Source organism: Actinoplanes sp. L3-i22 (assembly GCF_019704555.1).
Lineage (GTDB): Bacteria > Actinomycetota > Actinomycetes > Mycobacteriales > Micromonosporaceae > Actinoplanes.
On sequence record NZ_AP024745.1, the window covers coordinates 23,600 to 46,951 of the forward strand.

19 protein-coding genes, 1 tRNA gene and 2 pseudogenes are annotated in these 23,352 nt (G+C 70.7%); 16 read left to right on the top strand and 6 right to left on the bottom strand.

The window, feature by feature from the left end; translation table 11 throughout:
* Positions 1 to 56 precede the first annotated feature (56 nt).
* The 8 genes and pseudogenes from L3i22_RS00120 (at position 57) to L3i22_RS00150 (ending at position 10,504) form a co-directional block, all read left to right on the top strand.
* Positions 57 to 1,796, top strand: coding sequence for an HSP90 family protein (locus L3i22_RS00120; RefSeq protein ID WP_221324980.1), 1,740 nt, complete (start codon positions 57 to 59; stop codon positions 1,794 to 1,796).
* The gene (locus L3i22_RS00125) at positions 1,793 to 4,564 is read left to right on the top strand and encodes a tetratricopeptide repeat protein (RefSeq protein ID WP_221324981.1); all 2,772 of its coding nucleotides are present in this window, start codon (positions 1,793 to 1,795) and stop codon (positions 4,562 to 4,564) included. The genes L3i22_RS00120 and L3i22_RS00125 overlap by 4 nt, the downstream gene beginning before the upstream one ends.
* A 32-nt stretch (positions 4,565 to 4,596) precedes the next feature.
* Positions 4,597 to 5,202 (top strand): TetR/AcrR family transcriptional regulator, encoded by a 606-nt coding sequence (locus tag L3i22_RS00130; protein WP_221324982.1) that lies wholly within the window; start codon positions 4,597 to 4,599, stop codon positions 5,200 to 5,202.
* Positions 5,203 to 5,219: 17 nt separating this feature from the next.
* A pseudogene (locus L3i22_RS53255) lies at positions 5,220 to 5,339 on the top strand (hydroxymethylglutaryl-CoA lyase); the annotation flags it as partial.
* A 157-nt stretch (positions 5,340 to 5,496) separates the two neighbouring features.
* Entirely contained in the window at positions 5,497 to 6,612 is a 1,116-nt protein-coding gene (locus tag L3i22_RS00135) for a hypothetical protein (protein WP_221324983.1), read from the top strand.
* Positions 6,613 to 6,854: 242 nt separating this feature from the next.
* Positions 6,855 to 8,207, top strand: coding sequence for a hypothetical protein (locus L3i22_RS00140; protein ID WP_221324984.1), 1,353 nt, complete (start codon positions 6,855 to 6,857; stop codon positions 8,205 to 8,207).
* 136 nt (positions 8,208 to 8,343) lie between these two features.
* Positions 8,344 to 9,000: pseudogene (locus tag L3i22_RS00145) on the top strand (acyl-CoA dehydrogenase family protein); the annotation flags it as partial.
* A gap of 142 nt (positions 9,001 to 9,142) precedes the next feature.
* Complete coding sequence (locus L3i22_RS00150; protein ID WP_255657845.1) at positions 9,143 to 10,504, top strand: helix-turn-helix domain-containing protein; 1,362 nt, start codon at positions 9,143 to 9,145, stop codon at positions 10,502 to 10,504.
* Positions 10,505 to 10,821: 317 nt separating this feature from the next.
* Here the strand turns inward: L3i22_RS00150 and L3i22_RS00155 are convergent, their stop codons facing one another.
* Positions 10,822 to 11,307, bottom strand: coding sequence for a MarR family winged helix-turn-helix transcriptional regulator (locus L3i22_RS00155; protein ID WP_221324985.1), 486 nt, complete (start codon positions 11,305 to 11,307; stop codon positions 10,822 to 10,824).
* Between the two features lie 99 nt (positions 11,308 to 11,406).
* Here L3i22_RS00155 and L3i22_RS00160 point away from each other — a divergent pair, with 99 nt between their 5' ends.
* Positions 11,407 to 11,976: a YceI family protein gene (locus L3i22_RS00160; RefSeq protein ID WP_221324986.1), complete on the top strand. Its 570-nt coding sequence runs from the start codon at positions 11,407 to 11,409 to the stop codon at positions 11,974 to 11,976.
* Positions 11,977 to 12,200: 224 nt separating this feature from the next.
* A complete protein-coding gene (locus L3i22_RS00165) occupies positions 12,201 to 13,673 on the top strand; it encodes a glutamate--cysteine ligase (RefSeq protein WP_221324987.1) in 1,473 nt (490 codons plus the stop codon).
* 9 nt (positions 13,674 to 13,682) lie between these two features.
* Here L3i22_RS00165 and L3i22_RS00170 read toward each other — a convergent pair whose 3' ends face one another.
* Positions 13,683 to 15,227, bottom strand: a complete 1,545-nt coding sequence (locus tag L3i22_RS00170) for a Hansenula MRAKII killer toxin-resistant protein 1 (protein WP_221324988.1) — start codon at positions 15,225 to 15,227, stop codon at positions 13,683 to 13,685.
* A gap of 153 nt (positions 15,228 to 15,380) precedes the next feature.
* Here L3i22_RS00170 and L3i22_RS00175 point away from each other — a divergent pair, with 153 nt between their 5' ends.
* Complete coding sequence (locus L3i22_RS00175; protein WP_221324989.1) at positions 15,381 to 16,172, top strand: Stk1 family PASTA domain-containing Ser/Thr kinase; 792 nt, start codon at positions 15,381 to 15,383, stop codon at positions 16,170 to 16,172.
* Positions 16,173 to 16,196: 24 nt separating this feature from the next.
* Here L3i22_RS00175 and L3i22_RS00180 read toward each other — a convergent pair whose 3' ends face one another.
* Positions 16,197 to 16,499, bottom strand: a complete 303-nt coding sequence (locus L3i22_RS00180; protein WP_221329716.1) for a hypothetical protein — start codon at positions 16,497 to 16,499, stop codon at positions 16,197 to 16,199.
* A 650-nt stretch (positions 16,500 to 17,149) separates the two neighbouring features.
* On the opposite strand from L3i22_RS00180, the gene L3i22_RS00185 reads away from it, so the two are divergent.
* Both L3i22_RS00185 and L3i22_RS00190 read left to right on the top strand, forming a co-directional pair.
* Complete coding sequence (locus L3i22_RS00185) at positions 17,150 to 17,368, top strand: DUF397 domain-containing protein (protein ID WP_370644596.1); 219 nt, start codon at positions 17,150 to 17,152, stop codon at positions 17,366 to 17,368.
* A gap of 184 nt (positions 17,369 to 17,552) precedes the next feature.
* Positions 17,553 to 18,005, top strand: a complete 453-nt coding sequence (locus L3i22_RS00190) for a hypothetical protein (RefSeq protein WP_221324991.1) — start codon at positions 17,553 to 17,555, stop codon at positions 18,003 to 18,005.
* Between the two features lie 342 nt (positions 18,006 to 18,347).
* Here the strand turns inward: L3i22_RS00190 and L3i22_RS00195 are convergent, their stop codons facing one another.
* The 3 genes from L3i22_RS00195 to L3i22_RS00205 form a co-directional block, all read right to left on the bottom strand.
* On the bottom strand, positions 18,348 to 18,971 hold the full coding sequence (locus tag L3i22_RS00195) for a hypothetical protein (RefSeq protein WP_255657846.1): 624 nt from the start codon (positions 18,969 to 18,971) through the stop codon (positions 18,348 to 18,350).
* Positions 18,972 to 19,231: 260 nt separating this feature from the next.
* Positions 19,232 to 20,002, bottom strand: a complete 771-nt coding sequence (locus L3i22_RS00200; protein ID WP_221329717.1) for a WecB/TagA/CpsF family glycosyltransferase — start codon at positions 20,000 to 20,002, stop codon at positions 19,232 to 19,234.
* A gap of 330 nt (positions 20,003 to 20,332) precedes the next feature.
* Positions 20,333 to 20,415, bottom strand: a tRNA-Leu gene (locus tag L3i22_RS00205).
* 269 nt (positions 20,416 to 20,684) lie between these two features.
* Here L3i22_RS00205 and L3i22_RS00210 point away from each other — a divergent pair.
* Genes L3i22_RS00210 through L3i22_RS00220 form a run of 3 tightly spaced genes read left to right on the top strand, consistent with a single transcriptional unit; the run spans position 20,685 to position 23,343 of the window.
* Positions 20,685 to 21,485 (top strand): DUF3662 and FHA domain-containing protein, encoded by an 801-nt coding sequence (locus tag L3i22_RS00210; RefSeq protein ID WP_221324993.1) that lies wholly within the window; start codon positions 20,685 to 20,687, stop codon positions 21,483 to 21,485.
* Between the two features lie 5 nt (positions 21,486 to 21,490).
* Complete coding sequence (locus L3i22_RS00215) at positions 21,491 to 21,973, top strand: FHA domain-containing protein (protein ID WP_221324994.1); 483 nt, start codon at positions 21,491 to 21,493, stop codon at positions 21,971 to 21,973.
* Positions 21,970 to 23,343, top strand: a complete 1,374-nt coding sequence (locus L3i22_RS00220; RefSeq protein ID WP_221324995.1) for a PP2C family serine/threonine-protein phosphatase — start codon at positions 21,970 to 21,972, stop codon at positions 23,341 to 23,343. The genes L3i22_RS00215 and L3i22_RS00220 overlap by 4 nt, the downstream gene beginning before the upstream one ends.
* Positions 23,344 to 23,352 lie beyond the last annotated feature (9 nt).

Consider the following 23,352-nt stretch of genomic DNA (forward strand, 5'->3'; position numbering starts at 1 on the left):
GGGGCCCTCGGAAAAGGGCCCCTTTTTGTCAGACGGACCCGGTACCGTGCGCTGCCGTGAGCAACACCTTCCAGGTCGATCTACGGGGCATCGTCGACCTGCTCAGTCACCACCTCTACGCGAGCCCCCGCGTGTACGTCCGTGAGCTTCTGCAGAACGCCGTCGACGCGATCACCGCGGTCGGCCCGGACCACGCCGGCCGGGTCGAGATCAGCACCGGCGAGCGCCTGCGGATCACCGACAACGGCATCGGGCTCACCGAGGCGCAGGTCCACGAGCTGCTCGCCACGATCGGTCGCAGCTCGAAGCGGGACGAGCTGGGCTTCGCCCGGCACGAGTTCCTCGGCCAGTTCGGCATCGGCCTGCTCTCCTGCTTCCTGGTGGCCGACGAGATCCACGTGCACACGCGGCGCGCGGGCGCTCCCCCGGTGCTCTGGACCGGATATTCCGACGGGCGTTACGACGTGCGGCCCGGCGAGGAGCGCGAGCCGGGGACCACGGTCACCCTGCTGCCGCGCCGGGGCGCCGAGCACTACCTGACCGGTGCGACCGTGACCGAGCTGGCCGGGCTCTACGGCTCGCTGCTGCCGGTCGAGGTGACCGTGGACGGGCGCCGGGTCACCACCGGGACGGTGCCGTGGGCGCTTCCGGCGAGCGAGCGGAACGCGTACGCCGAAGAGGTCTTGGGTTTTCGGCCCTTTGACGTGATCGAGCTGAACGTGCCCGGCTCCGGCCTGAGCGGTGCGGCGTTCGTGCTGCCCACCCCGGTCAACCCGGCCAGCCGGGGCGGCCACCGGGTCTACCTCAAGCGCATGCTGCTCTCCGAGGGCGTCGAGGGCCTGCTGCCGGACTGGGCGTTCTTCGCCCGCTGCGTGGTGGACAGCACCGAGCTGCGGCCGACCGCCAGCCGCGAGGCGCTCTACGACGACGGCATGCTGGCCGAGACCCGGGAGGCGATCGCCGACCAGCTGCGCGGCTGGCTGGTGCGGCTCTCCGCGACCGATCCGCGGCGTCTCGCCCAGTTCCTGCAGATCCATCACCTCGGGGTGAAGGCGCTGGCCCTGCACGACGACGAGATGTTGCGCCTGGTCGAGCAGTGGTACCCGATGCAGACCAACATGGGCGAGCTGACGCTCGCCGAGTTCCGCGCGAGGTACGGCGTGCTCCGGTACGCCGCGACCGCCGACGAGTTCCGCCAGCTGGCCGCGGTCGCGGCCGCGCAGGACATCGGCCTGATCAACGGCGGCTACGTCTACGACGCCGACCTGATCCAGCGGCTCGCCGTGGTCGACGCCGAGGTCCGCACCGAGCGCCTGGACCCGACCGACCTGACCACCCGGTTCACCGCCGTCGACGCGGAGACCGAGCTGCGCCTGCGCCCGTTCCTGTCGGCCGCCCAGCGCCGGCTGGACCGGCTCGGCTGCGAGGTCGTGGTCCGCTCCTTCGACCCGGCGAGCCTGCCCGCGCTGTACCTGGTGAGCCGGGCCGCCGCCTTCCACGACGAGTTCACCGCGAGCCGGGACCAGGCCGACGACCTGTGGGGCGGGGTGCTCGACGCGCTCTCCTCGACGGTGCCGAACGACCGGCCGCAGCTCGTCCTGAACCACCGCAACCCGCTGATCCGGCGGGTGGCCGCGCTGGGCGACGCCGGGCTCGCCGCGCTGGCCGTCGAGTCGCTCTACGGCCAGGCGCTGCTGCTCGGCCACCATCCGATCCGGCCGGCCGACGCGGCCCTGCTGACCACGTCGTTCCTGGGCCTGCTGGACCGGGCCGTTCCCGAGGAGGAGAGCCGATGAAGACCGCGGAAGAGCTCTGGGGCGCTCTCGAGGAGGCGCATCAGCTTCCGTACGGCGCGGCCCAGATCGCCCTCGTCGAGCAGGTGCTGCGGCACGCGGACGGCGCGGGCGACCCGGCGCTGGCGTTCTACACCCGGCTGTTCGCGACCACGGCGTACATCTACGGCGGCGAGTCGGTGAAGTCGTTCGCCACGTTCTCCTGGTGCGTCAGCGACTTCGACCGGAACCCGCAGCCGTACCACGAGCGCTGGACGCACAACCTGCTCTGGCTGTTCAAGACGATGACCAGCGCGCTCACCAAGTTCCCGGAGATCCCGCTGGCGCGGACCCGCGCGGTGCTCGACGACATGGAGCGGCGCTATCGGGAGAGCGGGCACGGCCTGCAGCCGGTGTTCAAGCACCGGTACCTGGTCGCCCGGCACATCGGCGCGACCGACGAGGCGAACGACTGGTTCGAGAAGTGGCGGACCGCGCCGCGGACCGAGCTCTCCGACTGCGCCGGCTGCGACCCGACCACCCTGGTCTGGCATCTGAACAGCCGGGAGCGGTTCGACGAGGCGGTCGAGCTGGCCACGCCGGTGCTGGCCGGCGAGCTGAACTGCAACGAGCAGCCGCAGAGCATCCTCAGCGAGCTGATGGTGTCGTACCTGCGGAGCGGTCGGCTGGACGAGGCCGCCGACGCGCACCGCCGCTCCTACCTGGTCGAGCGCGGCAACCTGGCCGATCTGTCCGGTATCGGGGACCACCTGCTGTTCTGCGCGCGCACCGGCAACGAGGCGCGTGGCCTGGAGATCCTGCAGCGGCACATCGACTGGCTGGAGCGGGCGCCGTCCCCGGCCGCGGCGATGGACTTCGCGGCGGCGTCGGTTGCGCTGCTGCGCCGGCTGGTCACGTTGGGGCACGGCGACTCGCCGATCCGGCGGGCCGGGCAGCCGGAGACGACCGTCGCGGCGCTCGCCGACGAGCTGGCGGCGTTCGCGACCGACCTGGCGGCCCGTTTCGACGCCCGCAACGGCACCGGTCACCAGGGTGACTTCATCAAAGAGCGAATGGCTTCCGAGCCGTACGACGTGGTGCTGCCACTGTCCCCGACGGCTCGCCGGACCGTTGCTCCACAACAGACCGTGCAACGGGAGCAGAAGCCGCAAATCGCCGAAGTTCCCGCGGATCTCACCGAGACCGAGCTGCTGGACCTGGCCCAGAAGCACGTCGACGAGGACGAGTACGAGCTGCTCGGCGCGGTGCTGGAGGCGTATTCGAGCCGCTTCCCCGAGCCGGCCGACCCGGGGCTCGCCGGTCGCCTCTGGATGCTGCGCGGCTTCCGGGACAACGGCGACGACCACGAGGCCACGATCGCCGACTACGAGAAGTCCGTCGCGGCGTTCGAGGCGGCCGGTGACCCCGGCAGGGTGAGCGCCATGCGGGCCCGGGCCGCGCTGGAGCGGGCCCGGGCCGGCCTGCTCGACCCGGCGGAGGCGCTGCCGCTCGTCCAGGCGGACGTCGTCCACCAGGACGAACGCGGCACCCATCGGGATCGGGCGAGCGCCGGCCTGCGACTGTCCATGGTGTACTTCCTGATGGAGCGGTACGCCGAGGCCAACGAGGCGGGTGACCGCGCCGACCAGCACGCCGCCGAGCTCGGCGACGTCCGCCGGATGGCGTATCACTCGATGATGCGGGCCCGGAACCGCGGCGCGATGGACCGCGAGGACGAGGCGCGCGTAGCCGCCCGATCCGCGTGGGACTTCTACCGGGCGAACGGTCCGGCCCGGGCGAGCGCGGAGGCGGCGACCGTTTACGCCCAGCTCGCCGAGGAGCCGGCGGACGTGGTGGCGGCGATGACCGAGTCGCTGGCCTACGGGGTGTCCGGCGCCGAGTTGATCGCGTACGCGCTGCGGGCCCGGGCGTCGCTGGCCCTGGAACGGCCGGTCGACGCGATCGAGGACCTGGTGGAGGCTGTCGCGATCTGCGCCGAGCAGGAGAACGACCATTCCGGAACATTCGCTCGGCAGGACCTGGCTCGGGCGTACCGGATGGCCGACCGTCTCCCCGAGGCCGCCGAGGTGGCCGAGGAGGCGCTGCTCGGGTTCGAGCGGCTGGGGTTCGTCCCGCCGGCCAACGACATCCGGTACCTGCTGGCCGGCATTTACCGTGATCTTGGCGACACCGGCCGCGCGCTGGAGTTGTACCGCGAGCTGCTCGAGGCGCTGGCCGACAACCCGGCCGGTCGCGGTCAGATCGGGGAGGACGCCGGCGAGGTGCTCTACAACCTGGACCGGGACGCCGAGGCGGCGCTGACCTTCCAGGCCTCGGCCGAGGCGCTGCGCGAGGCCGGCGATCCGGCCGGGGAGCTGCGGGTCCGGCGGCGCCAGTTGATGGCGTTGAACTACGCGGACCAGGTTCCGGAGGCCGAGGAGTTGATCACCCTGGTTACTCGCCGGTACGAGGAACTGCCCGCCGAACTGGCCGAACAGCCGGCCGTCCAATGGGGTCGCGGGGTCTTCGCATTCGAGGCCGGCAATCTCCTGATGCGCCGCGGCCGGTGGGCCGACGCGCTGCCGCACCTCGACGGAGCACCCGAACGACTTCGCTCGATCGGGGCAGACGATGACGCCGATCGGGTGGCGGGTATGCGTTCCGAGGCGCTTCTGCGGTCCGGCCGGCCGGTCGAAGCGTTGGCACTGATGGACTCGTTGCCGGAGGAGCGACGCTTCCCCGAGCTGTACGCCGAGGCCCGGGAGGCCGTCGATCGGCTGAACGACCGTTAAGTAAGGGCTTGACGACGCGTTAAGGTGGCGAGGTGACGACGGTAGATCAGCGGCACCGGACCACCCCGCCGGCGCCCCGGCGGCGGTCACGCCGCGACGAAATCCTCGAGATCGCGGTCGGGCTGTTCGCATCCCGCGGCTATCACGGTGTCTCGATGGACGACATCGGCTCGGCGGCCGGCGTCACCGGCCCGGCGTTGTATCACCACTTCGCCGGCAAGGAGGCGATGCTGGTCGCCGCGCTGATCCCGGTCAGCGACGGCCTGCTGGAGGGCGGCCGGGAACGGGTCGCCCGCCACCCGGCCGAGGCCGAGGCGGCGCTTGCCGACCTGATCGACTTCCACGTCGACTTCGCCCTGGCGAACCCGGCGGTGATCGCCCTGCACCTGCACGAGCTGGACCGTCTGCCGGAGGAGCCGCGCCGGCAGATCCGGAAGCTGCAGCGCCTCTACGTGGAGGAGTGGGTCGGCGTGCTCACCCTGCTGCGGCCCGAGTTGGACGCGGCCGAGGCGCGGGTGCTGGCGCACGCCGCGTTCGGCCTGATGAACTCGACGCCGTTCCTGGGCGGCGAGGTGGAGCGGCGCCGGCGCGCGGCCCTGCTGCGCGACGCCACCATGCATGCCCTGACCGGCCGCTGACCCGGCGCTCCTGAGCCGGCCACCACGCCGGAATCGATCCGGACGAGTTGATCGGGGCCGCCGAACTGGCCAAATGGCTGGTCGGCCGTCCCCTTCCATCGGGTGTTCTCAGAGCCGGGCCGCAGACCCGTCTCTGATGATTCTTGAGCGCGATTCCTGCGATCATTTTTCTGATTTGCTCGCGTGACTTTCCGCTTGCTCACCTCGTTACCAATACCGAGTGGCCGATATCGCCTGTTCCTCTATTAAGAGGTACGGACGTTTGCGGAAGGCCGACGACGAGGGGTGGAAACGATGCCGGGCTGGAGGGTCGAGCGCACGCCGCGTACGGCGTCCGGTTCCGTGCGGTCCGCCCCCGGCGGCTCCCCGTTCATGCCGCCCCAGAGCCAGGGGGCGGAGCGACGGCCGGAGCGCCGCGCCGGACGTACCGGTTCCCGGTGGGTCCTGCGTGCACTCGTCGTCGGTGGCCTGGCCGGAGTGGCCTGGCTGCTCACCGGCGCTGCCGCGAACGCCGCGGAGCCGGACGCCGAGCCGGTCAACGGCTCGACGTTCGAGGTTGTGCTCGACGACGATGTCGAGCCGGCGACCACCTGGGCCGAGACGGTCCAGGAACCCGCGGCGGGAGAACTCCTGAAGGCGGCCGTCCAGCCGCTGGAGTCCGAGCCGAAGAGCCACCATCGCGTCCTGACCATGCTGTTCGGAAAGCCGGCCGAGAAGCCGGTGGAGGACCTGGTCGAGGACGACGACGAGCCCGCGATCGACGCGGATCCGCTCGGCGATGCCCTGCGAACGGCGCTCGCGCCGCTGCGTGCCAGCAGCGGGACCGTGGCCGCCGACGAGCAGCCCGCAGCCGAGGGTGACGTGGCCGATGCCGAGGCCGTGCCGGCGGCGCAAGCCCCGGTGACCGACCCCGTCGTGACCTCGCGACCCGCTGCCGAGCTGCCGGAACATCCGGTCGCGACCGGCATGGCCGCGGCGACGGCACCGCTCGCCGAAGTGTCGCTCGACGTAGCTGAGTCGAGCGGGACAGATCGGGCGAGCACCAGCATCCGGGCCTTCCGCGACCCGGCCGGCGACACCTCTGACGGTGTCGCACCGGCCCGGCGGATCAGGAAGGCCCCCTCCCGGTCGCACGTCCATCGGCATGCCCCGGCCGCCCGGCCGGCCGCGCCGGAGGCGATCCGGGAGGACGTACCCGGCGGTGACGGACCCGCGCCCGCGCGGACGAACCTCGGGGCAGTCAGCGGTATCCCGGCCGGTGGGTCGGGGGCGAACACGGAGAGCGGCTCGTCGGCCGTGCTTCCGAGCGGGATCGCGAACGGCCCGGTGGACTGTCACCGCTGCCCGGTCGCGCCCGATGTCGATGCCCGGCGCAACGACGCCGAGGCGCCGACCGTCTCACCTGACTAGCAGTTGGCCCGGCGGCGCGCAGAGGCCGCCGTCAGAGCACAGGCCGAACGATTCCCGAACCGTTTGCGTACAAGCGGCGAATCGTGCGCGGTCTGCGGAGCCAGCACCGTAGCGGCGCATGTCGACGAGCGGGGTCAAGGTCGAATAAATCGAGCCGGGGCACCGCTGCGCCCAAAATCGAAAAAGCCAATTGAATACGTGCAAATCCTTGCCGACCATTTTTGAAAGGCATTACTTTCCTCATGAAGAAGACGTGGGTTCGTAAGACGCTGAGCGTCGGAATCATGGCCGCCGGGGCCCTGCTGCTCGGCCCGGTCGCCGCTGCCCAGGCCGGCGGGCACCACACCGCCCCGCAGGGTGGCCAGAACGGGATCACGCAGGTCTCCTCGACCAACCTCGGCGCCCTGAACGGCACCCAGTTCGCGATGCCGGTCACCGCGCCGATGAACATGAACGGCAACGCCCTCGCCCTGGGTGGCATCTCCTCCGCCACCGGTGGCGGCGTCAACCACATCGCCGAGGGGTCCCAGGCCCGCCGCGGCGGCAACGGGATCGCGCAGCAGTCCGGCGGCAACGTCGGCTTCGGGAACGGCACCCAGATCTCCGTGCCGGTCACCGTTCCGACGAACATGAACGGCAACGCCGACAGCCTCTTCGGGGTCAGCTCGGCCCGCGGCACCGGGGTCAACCACGTCACCGAGGGCGCGCAGGCCGCCAACGGTGGCTGGGGCAACGGGATCGGGCAGCAGTCCGGCGGCAACGTCGGCATCCTGAACGGCACCCAGATCGCCGTGCCGATCACCATCCCGATCAACCAGTGCGGCAACGCGGACAGCCTGTTCGGGGTCTCCTCGGCGCGGGCCACCTGCGGCAACTTCATCGGTGGCAGCGGCTTCGGCCGTAGCGTGCAGCAGGGCGGCAACGGCGGCGCGGTCGGCAACGACGGCTGGGGTCACGGCGGCAACGCGGTCGGCGCCCTGGGCCACGGTGGCAACCGGGTCGGTGGCTGGGACAACGGGATCAACCAGTCCAGCTTCGGCAACATCGGCTTCCTGAACGGCACCCAGTTCGCGGCGCCGATCGTCGCCCCGATCAACGCCTGCGGCAACTCGCTCGGCTCGCTGCTGGGCTCTGCCCAGTCCTCGGCGATCTGCGTGAACCGGATCGGCAACGACGGCGACGACGTCATGTGGGTCAAGAAGCCGGCCAAGGGACACCAGCACGGCGGCGACGTCCAGGGTGACCAGGGCGACGACTGCTCCTGCAACGACGACGACAACAGCGGCGACGTCCGTGGCGACCACGGTGGCTACGACAACGGTGGCTCGGCCCCGGCCGTCAACGACGACCACGGCTACACCAACGACGACGACAACGGCGACGTCAAGGGTGACAAGGGTGGCAAGGGCTACGGCGACGTCAAGGACGACAACAAGGGCGACGTCAAGGGCGACAAGGGTGGCAAGGGCTACGGCGACGTGAGCCCGGACAAGTACGGCGACAAGACCGGTGGCCGCAACTCCATCGAGAGCACCCCGGTCAGTGGCCTGACCGGCAGCCTCGGCGGCCTGGACCTGCTGAACAGCCTGCGCTGACGCGCTCGCGGAGACGTCCTTCCGGGCGTCTCCGCACACCGGTGCTCCTCCACGCGCCGGTAATCAGGACGGGAGTCCTCGCTGCGGCGAGGGCTCCCGTTCGTCGTTGCCGGGCGGCGACTACTTCGCGCTCGGCTTCGGTCTCACCGAGCCGGACTCGGGCTCGGACGCGGCCGGCATCACCACCCGCGCGGTGCTCGACGAGGCGACCGGCGAGTGGGTGATCAACGGGACGAAGGCGTTCATCACCAACTCGGGCACCGACCTCACCGTCCTGGTCACGGTCATGGCGGTGACCGGGACGAGGCCGGACGGCAGCCGCGAGCTCTCCACGATCATCGTCCCGTCCGGCACGCCCGGCTTCACCGTCGCCCCGCAGTACTCGAAGGTCGGCTGGTGCACGTCGGACACTCACGAGCTGTCCTTCGACGACGTGCGCGTCCCCGCGGCGAACCTGCTCGGCGAGCGTGGCCGCGGCCTCGCCCAGTTCCTGATCGCGGACATGGAGATGCGTGCCCACCTGGCCCGTCTCGGCTACTACGACGCGGCCGCCCGGCTGGTCGCCGGCGCGGACTTCAAGCGGTACGCGGCGATCGCCAAGCTGAACGCCGGCAACGCCGCCATGGAGAACAGCCGCTATGCGACCCAGGTGCACGGCGGCTACGGCTTCATGAACGAGTCGGCGGTCGGCCGCTTCTACCGCGACGCCAAGATCCTGGAGATCGGTGAGGGCACCTCGGAGGTCCAGCGAATGCTGATCGCCCGCGGGCTCGGACTGGGCGCCGACGCGTGAGTCGAGCGGGGGCCGGACTGGGCGTCGCCGCGTGAGTCACACCGGGGTCGGACTTTAAGTTTTAGTAACTCTCCGGAGTCGAATTCCCGACAAAGGGCCTTCTGGGTTCGCCTCGATCGATTCCGGTGCCTAGGTTCGCAGCATGGCGTCCGATCAGGGCTTCGCGGTCCTGCTGCGCAATTATCGGCGGCGCGCCGGCCTGACTCAGGAAGAGTTGGCCGTCCGCGCCGCCATTGGTGTGCGTACCGTCCGTGATCTGGAGCGGGGTCGCGCCTCGCGTCCACAACGGACCACCGCCGAGCTGCTGGTCGGCGCCCTCGACCTGACCGGTTTCGATCGGGCCGCGTTTCTGGCCGCGGCCCGCGGCCGGCCGGCTCACGACTCGTTTCCCCCGGAGATTCCGCACCCTCCGGACACACCGTTCCTCCGGGCCACGCCGACCGACGACCTGATCGGCCGGGATGCCGACATCGCCCGGCTCGTCGCCGGGGTCCCGGCCACCGGCGGGCCGCGCGGGACGACCCTGGTCGGCGTCGCCGGCGTGGGCAAGACCAGCCTCGCCACGGTCGTCGCGCACCGGCTGGCCGACGTCCACCCGGGCGGTGTGGCCGGGGTGGCGGTGGGCGACGACTCCACCGCCGACGAGCTGCTGGACAGCGTGGCCGCCGGGTTCGGCGCGGCCCGGTCGCGGGATATGTCCGGGCATCTCGCCGGCGGGCCCGCGCTGCTCTTCGTGGACGGGGTGGACCGCGCCCCGGACGCGGTCCGGGAGGCACTGGCCGGGCTGCTGGACCGGGTGCCGGGGCTGCGGTTCCTGGCCACCGGGCGGCAGCCGTCCGGGCTGGCCGAGGAGCGGGTGTGGCCGGTGGTGCCGCTGGCGACCCCGCCGGCCGGACTGTCCGTGCGGACGGTCGCGGAGTTGGTGCCGTACTCCGCAATCGGTCTTTTTCTGGAACGTCTCGGCCGGGTCCGCCGGACCCGTCTGGCCGCGCACGAGATCGACCCGCTCGCCGCGCTGGTCCGCCGGCTCGGTGGGCTGCCGCTGGCGATCGAGCTCGCCGCGGCCCGCGGCCGGGTGCGCACCATTCCGGAGATTCTCGCCGGCTATCCCGGCCCGCCGCCGCATCCGGACCCGGCTCGTCCGCAGGCCGTCGTCCCGCTGCACACCGTGGTGGCGGAGACGTATCGGGTGCTCGCGCCGGCCGAGCAGCGGGCGTTGCGGCTGCTGGCGATGTTCCGGCACCGCTGGTCGCGGGAGCTGGCCGAGGCCCTGCTGGACACCGTGGACGATGACCGCGCCGACGTGGTGCACCTGCTGGATCGCCTGGTCGCGCTCGGGTTGCTCAGCGTGAGTGGCGAGGATGCCGTGCGATTCCGGCTGCCGGCCGCGGTCCGGGATTTCGCCACCGAGCGGGCGTCCGCCGAGGGTGAGCTGGAGGACGCCCGGAAGCGTCATGCCCGCCTGGGCCCGGACACCGGCTCCGGCTACGGCGTCGTGCCGTGATCTCCGGTTGAAACCGGAGAGCTGAAGCCGGAAAAGCTGGGCCCGGGCGCGGCGTGCGCAACCGGCGTGACTCGTGCCCCCCACGCGCCGATCGCTGCTACGCCGCGCCCTCAAGCGGCGAGAACGAAGACTCCCCCGTAAGCCCCGTACGTCGCCTCGAACGCGCCGCATCCCCCAGGGCCGCAACAGTAGCCGGGCCGTGCACCGGGCCAAGGGAATTCGCCCGTTCTGCCGGTGGTTCTGCCGGTCTGCCCGGCCCGGCTTGCCGCAGCGTGACCGTTTCTGACCGGTCGGCGACGACCCTCCACAAGGGCCGGTCAGGCGGTGGCGACGGTCTCCGCGCTGCCGGCCGTGGCGCACGGGTTGACCGCGTCCCGGACCGTCCGGAGGGAGTCGAGCAGGTCGTCCAGCCGGTCCGCCGGGAGCAGCCCGACGAACCACTGCTGGACCAGCTCGAGGTGCCCCGGCAGGACCTGGGCGAGGCGTTCCTGGCCGACGTCGGTGATCACCGCGTAGGAGCTGCGCCGGTCGCTCGGGCAGGCCTCGCGGCGGACCAGGCCGCCGCGCTCCATCCGGTCCACGACCCGGGTGACGCCACTGGTGGAGAGGGTGGTCTGGCCGGCGAGGTCGGTCATCCGGAGGCGGTGGCCGGGCGAGCGGGCGAGGCGCATCAGCACCTCGAACTCGACCGGGGAGAGCCGGTGCTGTTCGAACTGTGTGGCCAGGCGGTTCATCAAGCCCGTGTACGCCTCGGCCAGCAGGCCGACCGCGGTGAGGCGAGGGTCGTCCAGATCGGTGTTCACGCACTCAACACTAGCAGGCACTTGACAAGGGGAATATTGCTGAGCATATAGTTGCTCCGTCAGACAAGCACCCCGCCAGACTTGAGAGAAGGACCAGTCATGACCGTCAGCACGCGCGAGTTCGAGGGCCTGCAGTTCCCCGCGGCCGGCACCTACGACCTGGACGCGGCGCACAAGCGGGTCGGCTTCGTCGTCAAGCACCTCATGGTCAGCAAGGTTCGTGGGCAGTTCGCCGAGGCGAGCGCGACCATCGTGGTGGCGGAGAACCCGCTGGAGTCCTCGGTGACGGCGTCGATCAAGACCGCGAGCGTCCAGACCGGTCAGGTCGACCGGGACAACCACCTGCGCTCCGGTGACTTCTTCGAGCCCGAGAAGTTCCCGACGATGGAGTACCGGAGCACCGGCGTGAAGTCGCACGCCGGCACCGAGTTCGTCCTCGACGGTGAGCTCACGATCAAGGGCATCACCAAGCCGGTCGAGCTCGTCGTCGAGTTCGAGGGCGCCACCACCAGTCCGTACGGTCAGCACGTGTTCGGCTTCAGCGCCAGCACCGAGATCGACCGCACCGAGTGGGACCTGAACTGGAACGTCGCGCTCGAGGGCGGTGGCGTCATGGTCAGCAAGAAGGTCAAGATCGAGATCGAGGGCGAAGCCGTTCTGCAGGCCTGATCCCCGCATCGTCCACAGTCGAGGCGCCACCGGACTCCGGTGGCGCCTCGTTCTGTCTGCCCACCGAAAACTGCCTTTCTGTCCGCAATGCCGGTGTTGCGCCCGCGGAAAACCGTTGTCTGGCGGTAGTCGCTCGGGGATGCGAAGGTGGACCGACAGTATTTGCTCGTTCACAGCGCGGTGATCGGCGTCCGTTTCGTCCCCGACCGGAGCGGGAGGGCACCATGGGCACAGATCTGGCACACGCCGTCTTTTCGCCCGACGATCGGGTTCGTTTCCGGCACAAGGTGCGTCGTGGCCTGGATGTGCTGGGCGGCCTGCTGGACGCCGAGGTGTTCGACACCGGCACCGGCATGACCGGGCTGGAGATCGAGATGAACCTGGTCGACGCGGCGGGCGGCCCGGTGATGCGCAACGCCGAGTTGCTGGCCGACCTGGCCGATCCGCGTTTCCAGGCCGAGCTGGGGCGATTCAACCTCGAGCTCAACGTGCCGCCCCGGCACCTGGCCGCGGACGGTTTCGGAGCCTTCGAAAAAGAGATAACAGACGCTTTGCGTACGGCGGAGGAACGCGCCGCCAAGGCCGACAGCCGCCTGGCGCTGATCGGCATGCTGCCCACGCTCGCCCCCGACGACCTGGTGCTGGCGAACCTCTCGGCGGGCAAACGGTTCCGCGCCCTCAACGACGAGATCGTCGCCGCCCGGGGCGAGCAGTTCCCGCTCGACATCCGCGGGGTGGAGCGGCTGCGCAGCGCGAGCGGGACGATCGTGCCCGAGTCGGCCTGCACCAGCACGCAGTTCCACCTGCAGGTCGCGCCGGAGTCGTTCGCCCGCTACTGGAACGCGTCCCAGGCGGTGGCCGGGGCTCAGGTGGCGCTGGGTGCGAACTCGCCCTTCCTGCACGGGCGACGACTCTGGGCGGAGACCCGGATCGTCCTGTTCGAGCAGGCCACCGACACCCGGCCGGACGAGCTCAAGGAGCAGGGCGTCCGACCACGGGTGTGGTTCGGGGAGAGATGGATCACCTCGGTCTTCGATCTGTACGAGGAGAACGTCCGATTCTTCCCGCCGCTGCTGCCGTACCTCAGCGACGAGGACCCGGACGGCGTCCGGACGGCCGGCGGGATCCCGCGGCTGGCCGAGCTGTGCCTGCACAACGGAACCGTCTACCGGTGGAACCGGCCGGTCTACGACGTGATGGACGGCAAGCCCCACCTGCGCGTGGAGAACCGGGTGCTGCCGTCCGGCCCGACCGTGGTCGACCTGCTGGCGAACGCGGCCTTCTACTTCGGGGTGGTGCGCCGGCTCGCCGAGGCGGAGCGCCCGGTCTGGTCCCGGCTCGACTTCGGCACCGCCGGTGCGAACTTCCGGGCCGGGGCGCGGGCCGGGCTGGACGCCACGGCGCGCTGGCCGGGGCTGGGCGAGGTCGGCGTGGTCGAGCTGGTGCTGGAGACGTTGCTGCCGCTGGCGTACGACGGACTTGATCGTTTCGGGGTTCCGCCGGTCGATCGGGATCGGCTGCTCGGGATCATCGAGGGACGCTGCCGGAGCCGGCAGAACGGGGCATCCTGGCAGACCGCCGCGGTCCGCGCCGCGGAGCGTCGGGGGCTGTCCCGGCCGGATGCCCTGCGCGAGATGACCCTGCGCTACCTGGACCTGCAGCGCTCGAACGAGCCGGTGCACACCTGGCCGGCCTGACCGCCCGGGTCAGTCCCTGGGGTTGATGCGGGCGATCGGCGGGTTCGCCGGCGGCGGCGTGATCGTGGAGCGCGGCGTCGCTTCCTTGCGGGCGGCGGCTCGCTTGGTGGCGCTCTTGGCAGGTCGCGCGGCGGCGGCGAGCTCCGGGTCGGCGAACCCCGCGGCCGGCGTGTTCCCACTGGTGGAAGCCTTCGGCGGGGTGGGCTTAGCGGCCGGCCCGGGCCGGGGAGCTTCGGGCTTCGCCGTCGGCGAGGCCGGCTTGGCGGCCGGCGCCGCAGCGGCTGCGACGGGCTCGGGGGTGCGCGACTTGCGACCGCGACCGGTCGGCTCCGAGTCGGCCGGCTCGGCCGGAGTTTCCGCAACGCTCTCGGCCGGGCGCCGCTTGCCGAAGAGGAGCCAGCGACGACGACCAGCGGCCGGCGGTTCCTCTTCGGACAAATCGGGCGCGTACGGCTCGGCGTCCGATGTGAACTTCGCCCGCTTCGTGGGCTTTGCTGAAGCCTTGTCCGGTGGGGTGGCCGGAGCGGGCTGCGGCGCGGGCCGGGGCTGGGCCGGCACCGGACGGGTCGGCGTGGCAGCCTTGGCCACCGCGGCACTGCTCTCCGTGTCGGCGGCGGCGGCCGGAACCTCGGCACTCTGCCCGGCCGGCAGCGGCAGCGGCGGATTCTCCCGGCGGGCCGCACCACGCGACCCCTTGGCCAGCGCGACCGTCAACGCGGAACCGGCCAGCCCGGCGAGCACCGCGTACGGCGCGATCAGGTAGGCGGACTGCAGCGGCCCGGCGGCCTCGGTCAACAGCGGGGCCAGCGACAGGAACGAGATCGCGACGAGCAGCGGCCCGACCGCACCGGACGTGGCGGTGCCCAGTCCCAGATTCCCCCGCCGGGCGGCCGGCCAGGCCATCAGCAGCCCGATCAGGAACGCGGCGGTCAGGGTCAGGGCGGCGCTGGGCCAGTAGATCCCCCCGTACCGAATCGGGGTCTGGGTCTCGGCGAACTGCCAGCTGGTGAGGTAGGTCTGCAGGTCACGATCGGTGGCCAGCTCGGCGGCGACGCCGGCGACGGCGAGGGCCCACAGCCAGGCCGCGGTGCCGAGGAGGTTGGCGGCGACCGGCGCGGAGGAGACCGCCCAGAACGCGACCACGATCCCGGCGACCAGGCCGATCAGCGTGTACCCGACGGCGACCAGCTGCGGTGAGTGGGAGAAGAGGCCGTTCGGCCGGACCGCGGACCGGGCCGGCAGGGCGACCAGCGCCACCGAGATCAGGGCGCCGAGCGCCGCGGCGGCGGAGAGCGCGATACGCCAGAGCGTGCGCCACGGCGCGGGTCGGTCGGCGCGCAGGCGACCGGCGATCACCGCACCCAGGACGGTGGCGCTCGCGGTGATCCAGGTCGCCCAGCCCAGGCTGTTCAGCCAGGTGCTGTCCGATGCGGTCGCGGTGGTCGGCCACTCGATGACGCCGAGGCCGTACCCCAGACCCAGTTGTGCGGCGCCCGCGCCGGCGGCGATTCCGGCCGCGGCGCCGGCCTGTGCTGTCCAGCCCTTCTCGGCCATGCCGGGCACTGTACTGGCCATCGACGAACTCCGCGAAATACCCATCCTGGTCACGCCCCGGATCGCGTTGCTCACGGAACTCCCCCGGGTACCCCAAGATTCGATACCTTGACGCTGCGACGAGATCCTGCGTACGGAGCTGAGGGAGCGGCAATGCCGGACGAGCGCCAGCCCGGTCGGGACGGCGATCCGTCGCGTCCCGACGAGACCCGTCCGATGCGGGCGGTCGACGACGACGCGACCAGGGTGCAGCCGAATCAGCCGTCCGGCGGCCCCCGATCGGGGGACACCCCGACCGAGCCGCTGTCCCCGGCCGGCGGGTGGGATCCGGATCCGCGCGATGCCGAGGATCTGTGGACCGGTCGCGCCGCGGTCCGGCCGCCCGGCCCGGCGACGTCGCGGTACAGCGACACCGCGGAGTGGACTCCGGGCCCGCCCGGTGAGGAGCCGCCCGGTCGCTGGTGGATGCCGATCGTGTTCGGCATCGTGGCGTTGCTGCTGTTCGGCGTGCTGGCCTACGGCATCTACCTGATCGCGCGGAACTCGGGCGCGGGCACCGACGCCCCGGCGCCGACCCCGGCACAGACCCACACCACGACTGTCGCGACGACGCCGCCCACCACCGAGCCGACGACGGAGGCGCCGCCCAGCACGGTCGCGACCACCGATCCGACGATCACCGAGGCAACCGTCCCGGCGCTGCGCGGGATGCCGCTGGAGGACGCGAAGGCCGCTCTGGAGCGCAGTGGCCTGAGCTACCGGGTGATCCGGCTGCCCAGTGACGCCGAGCCCGGCACCGTGATCGACTGCGACCCGGCGGAGGGCCAGGTGGTCCCGCCGGACTCGAAGGTCACCCTCGTCGTCGCGGCCGCGCGGACCGACGGCCCGACCTCGACGACGACGGCGCCGACCGGAGACACCACCGCCGAGCCCGGCGAGAACTGAGCGCGCCCTCGCCGTCGGGTTGGCTCAGCGTGGCGAACGGACCGGCCGGACGGGCGCCACATTGGGGCGCGTCGCGGGCTGGCGGCCGTTGCGAGCCCGCGGATCGGGAGCCTTGCCAACCGGGCGAAGGCCGCTGACCTGCACGAAGATTGAGCGGCGTTCCACGGCGTCGCCGGCCGAGTTGAGCTCGTAGCCGTCGAGCCAGACCCAACCCTCGTACGTCGGCCAGTCGTGCACCCGGATGACCCGGAAGAGCATCGGTGATGCGAATTGGACGCTCGCCGCCTTTGTCACGTGGATGACATCACCGGAACGAGGAAGTAGCACGTCATCTCCTGCCCTGAGATTCTTTGCCGGATGGTTTTGCTGGATTGACTTGTGACACAGATGCACCAGTCTGCCCGGCTCATGCACCTTTGCAACCCTGCGACGGTGCCAACCATCGAGGGTTGCAGAACGTCACCATCGCCGATCCCGCCACCCAGGTCTCGGGCGGAAGTCCAAGAGGGACCCCCGGTGGCTCGGCACCCCGTGTCGGACGTCTGTTTGGTGTGGTTGCGTCGGACTTGGCCACATCACCCAAGAACATTGAGTAATGCAAGCCGTACGGAAAGATTGCACCACCAGTGTCGTCGATGCAAGTTGCATATCCCTCTTCCGTGATTCTGAGTGATCATGGCACATCTCTCAGTGATCTTCGAGGTCTCGCAGGTCGGGCCGATGTGACGGGGTGTCACCGCATGATCCACAGTGCTCTGAGCTTTTCGGACATATATGTTTAAAAGCTGGCAATCACTGTCTAATCGCGGCTGACCTGCCGGGATCTATGTCATCCGATGGGACTAACCCGAACGGAGAACCCCATCCGTGACGGCGCGTCCCCACGTACCCACGGTCGTTACTGATTCAGAGCGATCACTGGCGGGTGGGTCCGTCGGGATCGGTACACCCCTGGGCAGAGGAGGGCCATCGTGGAAATCGAGGTCAAAGGTCTACGGATCGACCTGAGCCGGGCGCAGTGGTTCAAGAGCGTCCGCAGCGGTGCGGACAGCGACAATTGTGTCGAGGTGGCGTTCGTCGACGACGCGATCGCGGTCCGCGACTCCAAGAACCCGTCCGGCCCCGCGCTGATCTTCACCGCGGCCGAGTGGGACGCCTTCGTGAACGGCGCCAAGGACGGCGAGTTCGATCTCTGATCGCGCGCCCACATCTCTCACGGCACCCGACGGCCGACTCGCTGACCTGCATCAACGAGTCGGCCGTGGCTATTTGCCCGATTTTCCCGTCGCTGAGTGCGACGCGCCTCGTTGAATTGTCCAAGCGCGGACCGGACTGCGCTGACGGGCCGGGACGGATCTTCAACGAGGCAAGGCAGTGAGAATGACGATTGGTTCGGAGAACCTCAGCAACGGCTCGTCGACGGCGCAGGACCGCTTCAGCGGGGGCGTGAGCGCCTACCGGCACGGCCGCCGCGACGTGCTGAGCGGTGACCTCGACGGCGACCTGCTGTCCCGCGGCACGTCGGGTCTTCCGACCCGGACGCCCGGGCGCACGCACGGTTCGCACAGCCTCGAGCCGACCAGCGCCCTGGACCGGGCGGCCAAGCTGCCGTCCCTCGATCTCCAGGGCCTGACCGAGCCGGTCTTCCCGGCGAGCTGGACCGACGGCACGAACATGTCGATGGCCGATCACCCGCTGCTGCGCGGCCTGCTCCTGGAGCTTCCGGCGCGCGGCACGCTCCCGCAGTCCGACTGGCTCGACCGCTGGTTCGAGGCGGCGCGCTCGATCCTGGAGCTCCTCTACGTCCAGGAAGCGAAGAAGGCCGCGCACTAAACCAAGGTCAACTTCCAGACCTTCATGTCCCATCTGGGCGACGGGTACAGACCGCCGCTCCCGCGGGGGCCGGGCACGGCGATCTGGCCGCTGGCGCGTCCAAAACAATCGCCGCGCCCTTCATTCTGCGTGGGTGGTTGCGCTTCACCCAAGATCAAAACCGAAGAGCTCCGCGCATCGCGCCCTCCGACGACAAGTCAGAGGGCGCGCGGCTTTGTCAGCGGCCCTGGTCAGGAGCGCGGCTTTCGGTGGCGACCCTGGTCAGGGGCGCGGCTTTCGGTGGCGGCCCCGGTCGGGGGCGCGGCCTTTGGGTGGCGGCCTTGGTCAGGGGCGCGGCGCTGGTCAGCGGACGCCGACGCGGGCGCGCTCGCGGGCCCGGCCCAGCGGGGCCAGGACCAGCGGCGCCAGCCGGCTGTGCCGCAGCGCCGCCCGGATGCCGATCGTCACCACGGCGACCGCCACCACGGTGATCGAGACCCCGGCGATGCCGGTGAAGCCGGTGGTCGCCGGGACGCCACTGCCCGGCAGATGCACCAGGCCGGCGGCGAGCGGCAGACCGACCACCGCGGCCAGGCCGGTGATCTGGAGCGGAGCGGCGATCAGCGGGTGCGCCGCGGCCGCCCGCAGAGCGGGCGGAACCGGCGCCTGCGGGGCGGTCGCGAACGCACCGGTGCCCCGGCGCACCCAGCTCAGCCTGCGCAGGCCCAGGGTCAGCACGATCAGTGCCGGCACGGCTGGGAGCAGGGCAGCGGTGGGCGCCGCGGAGACGCCCGGAATCAGGGCGGTGACCAACGGCACCGCGACGAACAGCGCCGCCCCCGTAGCGACCAGGACGGCGAGCAGCCCGGCCCGGCGGCGCATCAGCCGCGCGGTGCCGGCCGCCGGCAGCCCGTCGGCCAGCAGCCCGGCGGTGAGCCAGACGACGGCGAGGGCGCCGATCAGAATCACGTCCACAGCGGTGTTCACATCGACAGCGTTCACCCGCGTCCGAAGAATCGAAACCGGGATATGCCCCCATCGCTGACCCGTAGGGGTTCGTCTCAGCCCGCTCTCAGGTACCTGAGCTGCGCGTTCGCCGGAACCGCGGAACAGGGGTGTCAACATCGCGACGGACCGCACACTGTGGACCGGGGATCGCGCGGTATGTGACCTCTGCCCCACTGTCGGCCCTGGGACGAAAAAAGATCATCCGCGCCCGAAGACACGGATGATCCCAAACGAAGATCTCAGACCGCGAAGTTGTGGACCTGCTCACCGGTCGGCGTGGCCGGGGTGGCCTTCCACACGCCGGTCTTCTGCGCCGCGAGCCGGGCCAGGTAGGCCGGGTTCAGCAGCACGTACCGCTTCCACAGCCGCTTCGGCTCCAGGCCGAGCCGCCACAGCCACTCCAGCGCGTACTTCTGCATCCACGCGGGCGGGTTCTTCAGCAGGCCGGCGTGGTAGTCGAACGCGGCGCCCACGGCCAGCAGCGGCATGTCCAGCAGCGGCCGCATCGCGTAGGTGAAGACCTCCTGCCGCGGGCAGCCCAGGCCGACCAGCACGATCCGGGCGCCGGACGCCTTGATCCGCTCGGCGATCTCGGCCTCCTCGCCGGGCTGCGCGGCCCGGAACTTGGACGCCTCCACGCCGGCGAGCTTCAGCCCCGGGAACATCCCCATCAGCGCCGGGACCAGGCGGTCCAGCGTCGGCTGGGTCGACCCGTACAGATAGACCGGCAGGCCCTCGGCGGCGGCCTGCTCGACGACCTTGAGGGTCAGCGTCGGCCCGTAGACCCGATCGGTCAGGCCGGCGCCGTGCAGCACGTTCAGCGCCCACCGGACCGGCTGCCCGTCCGGCGTCACCAGATCGAAGGAGTTCAGCCGGGCCTCGTGCGCCGGATCCTGCACCCCGGTCATCACGCCGTGCACGGCGAGCGCGGTGACCGCGAACGGTCGCCCCTCCCGGGCCGCCGCGATGATCCGCTCGGTGGCGGACGCGTAGTCGGTCGCGTCCACCATCACCCCCAGCACGTTGCGCTTCCCCTGGTCCACCCCAGCAGGCACAGCGGCCACGACCACACCCCACGCTCAAACGAGACTCGAAGATCGGACAGCACTCAACAGGCGGGCGAGCATACCGCCGGACCTGGTTTCACCCAATCGTGGACGCCCGCGGCCGTACGGCGAAGGCAGTCGTCCCCACCGCGAAGCCCGCAGGGCGAGCCGTCTCTTCCAAAAACAGACAGTGACATGCGGCACCCACCTCGGCTGCCGCGGCGCCGGGCCCGGATATGACGAGGGCGACCGCAGTTCGCGTTTCCGCGGACTAGGGTCGCCCATTCGTGCTCGTGGGGATGGGGGGAGTTGAACCCCCACGTCCTTTCGGACACACGGACCTGAACCGTGCGCGTCTGCCATTCCGCCACATCCCCATGTGACTAGGTCGCTGAGATCGTATAACCCGCCTCGTTGACCTTCGAAACCGCCCCCAGTGGGGCTGCTTCGGGTTACTACCTGCGACAGACTACGCTGTCGCGAGTAGTTATCGGAGACAGTACCAAGCTCAGTTGATTACCCAGCTGAGTTGATATCGCCCCGCGACGGGGGAAACACTAGCACGGCGTCGTGGGGCGTCATACGAGGGTCAGAAGTGCCGGTCGCTCTTGGGCTACAGATGCGCAAGCGGCGGCCGGATACCATCATGTCCTCGGAACCCGAGGAGGAGCCGGTGAGCGTGCTGCAGCGCTTTGAGAAGCGATTGGAAGGCCTTGTCGAGGGGGCCTTCGCGAAGGTGTTCAAGGGTGTCGTGCACCCTGTGGAGATCCTGAATGCCATGCAGCGGGAGGCCGAGGCACACAAGGCCATTCTCGCCGGTGGCCGCACCCTCGTGCCCAACCGCTACGTGATCGATCTTTCGCCGTACGACCACAGTCGTCTGGCGCCGTACGCGGCCGCCCTGGCGCAGGAGCTTGCGCAGTCCCAGGCCGAGTTCATCGGTGAGCAGGCCTGGACGGTCTACGGCGACGTGATCGTCGAGATCGAGCGCGGCGACGGCCTGGACACCGGAATGTTCCGGGTGACCGCGGAGGTCTACACCGGTGGCGAAGTCGCCCCGGTGCAGCAGCCGGCCTACGACGCCGGCCCGCAGTACTCGCCGTATGACAACCAGCAGCAGCACGGTGGCGGTTACCCGCCGCAGGGCGGCGGCCACGGTGGTCCGCGCAGTGTCGGGCTGGTCTCCGGTGACGGGCGGACGTACCCGCTCCAGATGGGCTCGACCGTCATCGGCCGCGGTGACCAGGCGAACCTGCGACTGCCGGACGTCGGCATCTCGCGTCGCCACGCGCGGCTGGACTACGACGGCAACCAGGTGGTGCTGACCGACCTCGGCTCGACGAACGGGACGATGGTCAACGGTCAGCGGGTCTCCGCGGTGGCGCTCAACCCGGGCGACATGATTCAGCTGGGGACGACCACGCTGACCTTCCGAGTGGACGGCTAGCGGCGTTGCCCGAATTCGTCCTCACCGTCGCCCGGTTCGGCTTCCTGATCCTGCTGTGGATCTTCGTATTCACAGTGGTCGGGGTGATCCGGCGGGACCTGTTCGCGGGTGCCCGGTCGAAGAGCATCGTCGCCAGCCCTCGGGGGGTGGGTGGCGCGATCCTCCAAGGCCGGCCGTCGAAGGCCAAGCGCGGTAAGGCGGCGCGGCAGATGGTGGTGACCGCCGGCCAGCTGGCCGGCACGCGGATCACCCTCGGCGAGGCCCCGATCACTATCGGTCGCGCCGAGGATTCGACCCTGGTCATCACCGACGACTTCGCATCGGCCCGGCATGCCCGGCTGGTGCCCCGCGACGGGCAGTGGTTCGTAGAGGACCTCGGCTCGACCAACGGCACCTACCTCGATCGCGGTAAGGTCTCCGGACCCACCCCCGTCCCCCTCGGCGTCCCGATCCGCATCGGACGCACTTCTCTCGAATTACGGCCATGACCCTGACTCTGCGCTATGCCGCTCAGTGCGACCGCGGGCTGATCCGAGACCTGAACCAGGACTCCGTCTACGCCGGGCCGCGGCTGCTTGCTGTCGCGGACGGCATGGGCGGTATGGCCGCCGGTGACGTCGCGTCCAACATCGTCATCGCCGCGATGGCGCCACTAGACGACGACGTCCCCGGGGACGCGCTGGTCGACGCGCTACGACATGCCGTCGGCATCGCGAACCAGCAGCTGCGGGACACCGTCGACGCCAACCCCCAGCTGGAGGGGATGGGCACCACGCTGACCGCGGTGCTCTTCACCGGCAGCAAGTTCGGCATGGTGCACATCGGCGACTCCCGGGCGTACCTGCTGCGCAAGGGCGAGTTCTCGCAGATCACCAAGGACGACACGTACGTTCAGATGCTGGTCGACGAGGGCCGGGTCAGTCCCGAGGAGGCGAGCAGTCACCCACAGCGGTCACTGCTCACCCGGGCGCTGGACGGCCGGGACATCGACCCGGAGTACTCGGTGCGCCAGGTGCTCAAGGGCGATCGGTACCTGATCTGCAGCGACGGCCTGTCCGGCGTGGTCAGCGGCGAGACGATCGGCCAGACCATGCGGGAGATCGCCGACCCGAAGGCGTGCACCGAGCGCCTGGTGCAGCTCGCGCTGCGCGGCGGCGGGCCGGACAACATCACCGTGGTGATCGCCGACGCGACCGACGCGGACATCGTCGAGCAGGCTCCCATCGTCGGTGGCGCGGCCGCGCTCGACCGTGGCAACACCACCGTGGCGGACGCGTCGACCCCGGCGTCCCGCGCGGCGGCGCTCAAGCAGCCCCCGCCGCGTCCGGCCCAGCCGGAGAACGAGGGTTACGACCGCGAGCCGGAACCGGCCGGTCACCCGGTGCGGACCAGCCTGCTGGTCCTGCTGGTGCTCGGCGTGCTCGGCGGCGGCCTCTGGGCCGGCTGGAAGTACACCCAGGACCAGTATTACGTCGGCGCGACCGACGCGGGCCAGCTCGCCGTCTTCCGCGGGGTGCCCGGGCAGATCGCCGGGCTGAACCTGTCCGCGGTGAACGAGACCAGCACGGTCCGCCTGGAGGACCTGACCACGGTCGCCCAGGAACGGGTCAAGCAGGGCATCCACGCCGACAGCGTGGCCGACGCCCGGAGCATGCTGACCGACCTGACCAGCGACGAGCCGTCGAACCCGAACCTGAAGCCGGTCTGCTCCGTAGTCAGTGTCGCGCCCGCCGTCTCGGCGTCGGCGCGACCGGCCACCAGCCCCGCGACTTCGGCTCCGGCCACCGTGCCGAGCGTTCAACCGTCCGAGAGTGCGTCCACCGCCACCGACACGACCGGTTGCCGGACCGCCGACTGAGCACGGCCT